The organism is Campylobacter sp. BCW_6873 (assembly GCF_001762365.1).
GTDB lineage: Bacteria > Campylobacterota > Campylobacteria > Campylobacterales > Campylobacteraceae > Campylobacter_D > Campylobacter_D jejuni.
Genome location: NZ_MJWS01000091.1, coordinates 1 through 6,693 on the forward strand (window position 1 = coordinate 1; position 6,693 = coordinate 6,693).

6 protein-coding genes are annotated in these 6,693 nt (G+C 27.7%); all 6 read right to left on the bottom strand.

What is annotated here, in order from left to right; genetic code table 11:
• Positions 1-46 precede the first annotated feature (46 nt).
• Positions 47-1,123 (bottom strand): TNT domain-containing protein, encoded by a 1,077-nt coding sequence (locus AJ932_RS08300; RefSeq protein ID WP_083263177.1) that lies wholly within the window; start codon positions 1,121-1,123, stop codon positions 47-49.
• On the bottom strand, positions 1,116-2,366 hold the full coding sequence (locus AJ932_RS08305) for a hypothetical protein (RefSeq protein ID WP_070278731.1): 1,251 nt from the start codon (positions 2,364-2,366) through the stop codon (positions 1,116-1,118). Before AJ932_RS08305 ends, AJ932_RS08300 begins: the two co-directional genes overlap by 8 nt.
• Positions 2,367-2,443: 77 nt before the next feature.
• Positions 2,444-3,136 carry a DUF4276 family protein gene (locus AJ932_RS08310; RefSeq protein WP_002881708.1) on the bottom strand — a complete coding sequence of 231 codons (693 nt, stop codon included), beginning with the start codon at positions 3,134-3,136 and terminating at the stop codon, positions 2,444-2,446.
• Complete coding sequence (locus tag AJ932_RS08315; RefSeq protein WP_053872818.1) at positions 3,136-4,215, bottom strand: AAA family ATPase; 1,080 nt, start codon at positions 4,213-4,215, stop codon at positions 3,136-3,138. Before AJ932_RS08315 ends, AJ932_RS08310 begins: the two co-directional genes overlap by 1 nt.
• A gap of 2 nt (positions 4,216-4,217) precedes the next feature.
• On the bottom strand, positions 4,218-5,792 hold the full coding sequence (locus AJ932_RS08320; RefSeq protein ID WP_070278733.1) for a putative toxin: 1,575 nt from the start codon (positions 5,790-5,792) through the stop codon (positions 4,218-4,220).
• 19 nt (positions 5,793-5,811) lie between these two features.
• Positions 5,812-6,681: an ankyrin repeat domain-containing protein gene (locus tag AJ932_RS08325; protein WP_070289020.1), complete on the bottom strand. Its 870-nt coding sequence runs from the start codon at positions 6,679-6,681 to the stop codon at positions 5,812-5,814.
• Positions 6,682-6,693: the final 12 nt, after the last annotated feature.

The window sequence follows — 6,693 nt, forward strand, 5'->3', positions numbered from 1 at the left end:
TATAATTAGTTCTGCTTGTTCTCTTGTCATTTTCTATCCTTTATTATTATATTTGTTTGATAAAACCTAATTGCATTAAGTTTTCTATGGAAATAGGAAGTTTAATTTGTGTTCCTTTGCCTTCTTGTTCAAAATGTGGAGATATTTTACCTATTTTTGGGGAATGGAATTTGTTTTTTGCTTTTAACTCTTTAATTTTTTCTATTAATTTATCATTCCCACTCATCTCAACCTTTCTATCAATACTTTCCATATTAATATCTTCTAATACTTCATATCTTTTATAGGTTTTTTGCATTACTTCATTATTTTCATAGGGCAATGATCTTTTTTCATAAGGCATCGCTCCTTTTTTCTCCTTAAAAGGGCAAACAAAACCGCCTGAATTATCCCCATATCTGTCTAGTTTTGCCCCTTTTTTTAGAGTGATTTCTCTTGGTTTAGGTGGAATTTTATAACCATCATCATCAGGATATTTAATCTTACCATTTTCACCAATATAATCAGAACTTCTAGGTTTTGGAGTATCTTTAGGCCATATTCCATTATGTTTGTAAAGATGAACTTCTTTATCACTTACCTTACCTTTTTTATTTTCATTTTCCAAATATAAAAGCATTTTTGCTTTCTCTTTGCTTTTTTGTGCCGCTCCTAATTTATCTCCTATCCCTTGCCATCTTATCCTATCATACTTAATCTTAGCAAGAGGATTAGCTTGTATTTTAGCTAAAGCAAATTTAATCTTATTCTTTTTAGGTATAGAAAGTACAGGATAGCCTTTATTACTTACTCCTATTAAGCCCATTTGATAAACGGAATATTTATTATTGATTTTATGCTTTGAATAAGTATAAGGAAATACCAAAGCAACTTTAGTACAAGGTCCTCCAGCTACTGGAGGATTTAAACATCCACTTATACTAGCTCCTTGTATTTCATCGTGTAACATAATAGGAACATTATTATATTTTATTCTTTTAGCCTTTTTTGCTTTTAACTTAACTCTACCTCCATGTAAACATAATAAAGTATTATCTTCCAATATAGGATGCAAACAAGAAGTATCAAGAGTTACATTAATATCTTCTATTCTAGGAATAGTTATCTTTCTTTTTCTAGCCATGAAAAGCCTTGTGAGATTTGAGAATGTTTTCTAATTGCTCATCTTTAGCATAAAGAAATTTTTCTTCTAAGGAGCAATCAAAGTTTAAAGGAAAAGGTTTTAAGGTATTTTTACTTAAAAATTTTTCCCAAAGCATAGAATTTTCCTCTGAAGACAAATTCCAAAAATCATCTTTATTGTTATAAACATAATCTTGATAATCTATAAAATTTACAAAATTAATATCTATATCTTTTTGTTTAGAAAGTATGCCTTGTATGTTTTCTTCTTCGACTTTTTTTGGGATTTTGGTGTAATTGATAAGATAATGATTAAGTCTATCTTCATTTAACTCTTGATTATCAAGTTCTTTTAAAAACTCTTTAGAATAGTAATTTAAAAAATAATTATTCGCATATTTTTCTATATGTTTTTTAAAACTTCTTTTATAAATAAGTGTATTTTGGGTGGCAGGATAAGATTTAAAAGCATTATCTTTAGAGTTTAATATATAGTTATAACCTGAAAAAAAATAAGAAAAATCCATAAAAGCATAATCAGCACTGATGCCTTTACAAAGATCTAAAAACATATTTTGAAGTTCTAAAATAATTTTTTCATTTTTACTTAAATTTAATTCTTTTTCTAGTTGCTCTTGATTTTTTGGGATAAAAGTATGACTGATTCTATGATTATAATTATCAACTAGATATTTTAAGCTTTCATCACTGAAATTAAAAGTTAAATTAAGCGAAGAGTTAAAATAAACATCATATTTATTGAAATAGGGTGCTAAGTTGTCTTTATCTATAAAAGCATTGATTTGATTTTGAGAAAAATTTTCACCACTTTCATTCCAAAAAGGAAAATTAGGAGAAAGATTTTTAAGTGCTCCTATTTCGCTTAAATCATTTTCTTGATAATATCTATGTAAAATATATTTGCTTTTATCTAAACATAGCCTATCGTAAATTTGGAGATAATTTGAAGGTAGAAAATCGCACCATTCATCATTTCCATGTAAATTTATACCTTCAAATTTATCGATGCTAAAATAAGCTTTAAGTTTCTGCATGGCTTTTAAAGTATCATTTAAATGTTTGTTATAAAAACTACCTTTATTAGCTTGTTTAAATTCAAACCAATCTTGAGAATTTAAACGATTCCCTTTTAAGCTCCAAGCATCAAGATATTTTTCATCGCTAAAGGTTTTTGTAGAAAAAAGGTAAAAACTTACTTGATTAGCGCTTATATTTTGTTTCATTTTAATTCCTGAAGGTGTTTGAGGTGTTTTTATTGCTATTTTTAAAAACCTTTTTCAAATTCTTGTGAAATAAATTTTTATTTTTCACTATTTTCCTTTTTGTTGCCTAAACTATGAATTTTTTCACACCATTTATTAAAATGTCGGCATTTTAATCTTATATTATCTATGCCTATTTCTTTAGCGATTCTTCCACCGTGCAAGATTTTATTATAGCTTGGAAAAGATAAAATCTTTTTTAATCTATTTGAAGGACTTGTTTCTTTACTATTATTAATAAATTCTGGATTATCGAATTCTTTGACAATGTCTTCTAGTTTATAAATAAGTTTTTTATTCCATTCAGCATCTGCTTTAATTATTTTTGTAATATCACTAAAAAGCAAACTTTCAAATTCATGTGGCTGTATATAGCTAAAAAAATTATTTGTATCGCATTGTTGTTTAATGATTTTATCAAATTCTTCTTGTATTTTTTCAACGTGTTCATATATATTTTTATTACATTGTTTTTCTTTTAAAAATCTATTATCCAATCCATAGTAATCAAACATTGTTGTCATAAAAGCTTTTGAATCTTGTTTTAATTTTTTAACAATAAAATCAACAACCCTATCATACGCAAGTCCTCCACCTTTATGCCCTTTAGATGTAGGTATTATAAGTGGAGTAAGATAAACATTAGAGTTATAAAAATACGATCCTAAAATTTCATTTATAAATTTTTCCTCACTTTGTCCTTCGCAAATCACATAACATCTTGTAATCATTATTTTGGTCTCCCGCCTATAAGATTACTTGCCCAAATTTCTCCAAGTGTATAGTCTTCAAGCCAAGCTTCTAATTTTTCATCATCCATTCTTGTAAAAGTAGATTCATCGTTTTCTTTATCTACTACTATAATATCTTGCGCTTCAAAATGGTTTATCAGTTCTACAGATTGAGAAGAAATAATGAGTTGCTTTTCTTTAGCCACTCTCTTAATAATTTCACTTAAAACCTTTAATGCATAAGGATGTAGTCCCAATTCCGGTTCATCAATAATAATCGTTCCCGACATCAACTCAAAAGGCTGAAGCAATAAAGTAGCTAAACATATAAATCTTAAAGTCCCATCAGAAAGCATATGGGATTTAAAAGGAGTATCAGGATTATTTTTATGATACCATTCTAATTGTATATTTTCATTAGTTCTAAAAATAAATCCTCCAAAGAAAGGAGCGATATCTTGTATAGTCGTTAAAATTTGTTCATAGTGATTATTGTGATTATCATGAAGCATCTTAAGATAAGCTGCTATATTTTGTGCGTCTTCTTTAAATATAAGATTGTCATTTGCATCACACATTCCCTTCATCTTGGCTGTATCGCTTGTATCATGAAAATGATAAAGTTTCCATTTTTTGATTTCATTTAGAACATGTTGTGCTACTTTTTTAGAATAACTTCGTTCTATTATATCTGAAAGATTACTTTCTAGTTGATTACTTCCTATAGGTTCTTTATAGTCTTTATAGTCTCCATCAAAGAAAATATATTCATTTAATATCATAAGCTTATTTTCACTCGTTGGAACAAAGGTAGCATAATAACCATTTTTGCCAAAAGCAAATTCAAGATATATATTTTCAGTCTTTTTTCTGCCAAAATGTAAAAAATTATCAGGTCCTTTATCTTGTGTAAAAAATTGCAAATTTTTATTAAATAAAGCATTAAGCATTTTAAATACTGAAATAAAATTACTTTTGCCCGAACCATTTGCACCTATTAAAATATTTAATTTTTTAAGCTCAAATTTGGATAAATCTTTTATAGATTTATATCCTTTGATTGTTATTTTATCTAACATCTTTATCCTTTTGCAATTCCAGAATTTTTTTGCAATTCTTGGTTTTGGTTGAAAATTTCTTCTAATTTTTCTTCATAATTTAAGTCAAATCTTTTTATCACTATTTTATTGGGTGCTACACCTTTGATATGATGTAAATACATTTCTTTAAATACTGTTTTTATACTTCTGTGTAAATGTTTATGATAAATAAAGCCATTTCTTGAACCTTGATCTCCAGCTTCTTCTGAAAAATTTCTCAAACGAGAAGTGCCAACATCTGATACTTTATACCAATTTTTATCTTTTGACCTTAAAACCTCTTTTACTGTATTTTTTTTCTTTGCCTTTGTCTCTTCATCAAATTCCTTCACCTTGTCTTTATTTTTTATCAATGCTTCATGTTCTTGAAGAGTCAATGCGCTTCCTGAAAGATTTTCTGTTAATTGTGTATAGTTATTGCATATGAAAAAATAATCAAGTTCATATTCTCTAGCAAGTTTTAATTCAAAGCTTATTTGTTCTGTCAAGCTTTGAACTTGGACATTTTTAACCTCTACCAAACTAGGAATATCATTGATGATCACTAAAAAATCAGGTATAGTATGATTAAAACTATGAAGATTGAAATTAGCATCAATTTTTCTTTGATTGCTCAAATGGCGTGTAGATCTTTTTTTAAAAAGTAAAGAGGTGATGTATTCTCCCGCATCTCCTATAACACTGGGTGTGATTTTTTTATTCTCATTTTGTTCAAGATCTATTTTTATTTTTTCACATTCTTCAATTTTTTCATGTTGTTTTTTTATCAAGCTTTCTTTAGTTTTTTTAGAAATTTCTGATGGCTCAAGTTTTTTTAACATTTTAAGTTTTAATTTGGCAGTTTTTATAAGATCTTCTATTTGTTGTTTTTTGCCACCATAAGCAGCAAAGGTTGTTTTGTTATTAAGCATTTCTTTAAATTCTTCAGGTGTTTGAAACTTAAAATCATCTGGATTATTTATTTGAGCTATTTTTCTTTGAAAAGTAAGAGTTTTTTGCTTGCAGTTTGCTAATTCTAAAATCACAAAGCTACTATTTAAAATAGGAACAGGATCAAATTCAAAATCTTTATTATCATCTTCAGGAAGTAATCTAGGTATAAGACACCATTGTGGGTTATCACCACCATAAAAATCTTCTAAAGTTCCTTGTTCTATTTTTGCGACACCATTTTTTATAGGAATTTTTTTTATGCAATCACCTTTTTTTGTATAAACATCATAAAATATATCATATTTATAATTTTTTCTTACAAATTTTCCAATAGGAGTAGCCTTATTGTCCAACTTATCAAATTCTTTATTAATATCTTCGCTAGTGTTAAGTCCAAGCTGTGCGATTTTCTCTTCTTTTTCTTGGTTGGTTTTTTTTAGATATTTTTGGGAGTTATCTTTGTTAAATTGCAGGATTTCTTCTTGTGGATTTTGATCGTTTTGAATTTTTTCTACCTCTAAATGCTCTTTCACAGGTGCATAAAAAGCAATATAACCACCGATAATATCTACACTTTCAAATTCTTTAATATAAAATTTAACATCATGAAATTTAATTTTCAAGAAAAAATCCTCCTTTTTATTATTTTTTTATCTTTCTTCTTTCTTCATACATTTTAATTTGTTCTGGTTCCTCTAAACTTGTATCAATATTGTATTCTTTAACCAATTGTTCCCAAGTCTTAGCACCTGCTTTTTTTAAGATTGTTTTATTTTTATTTATCCCAAAAGAAATAGCTCTATCTAATGGAGTAGCAGGTTCAAAATAATCAATTTTATCATCTTTAGTTTCATTGATAGTGCAATTAGCAGCATTGACATCAGCTCCATATTTGATCAAAATTTCCAAACAAGTTCCAATAGGTTTTTTCTCAGATCTTGCAGCTATATGTAAAAGAGTTTCCCCGGCATCGATATGACTATCTTCATGTTCTGTTTCAATCCTTCTCATATTTACATCAGCACCAAATTGTAAAGCCACTTCTAAAAAATTTACAGATTCAGGATCACCAAGCAATATCCAAGAATGCAAAGGGGTGGCACCTTTTTCATCATAAACTTCAAATTTACATCCTTTTTTAAAAAAATAATCAATCATTTTTTTATTTTTTCCACCTACTCCAATATAACTAGTAAGGGCATTATTTCCTAAACACTCATCATCAGCTTTAAGTCCTAAACTCTCAAAATACTCCATCATTTCAAAACTTTGACTCTTATCATAAGCAATCCCTGCCCAAGCTAAAGTAGAACTAGGATTAAAAAAAGGTATAGGATGATTACACCAATATACCTTACGACGTTTCTCTAAAAATACTTCAGGCACGGGATAATCTTTTAAAAACTCTTTAACTTCTTTAAGTTTATTATTTTTAACAAGTCTAAAAAACTCCCAACCTAACTCCCTTATAGCTTCTTCATCCATAGCTTGCATTTCTTCTAAAGTTTTCATTTGTTTTTCCTT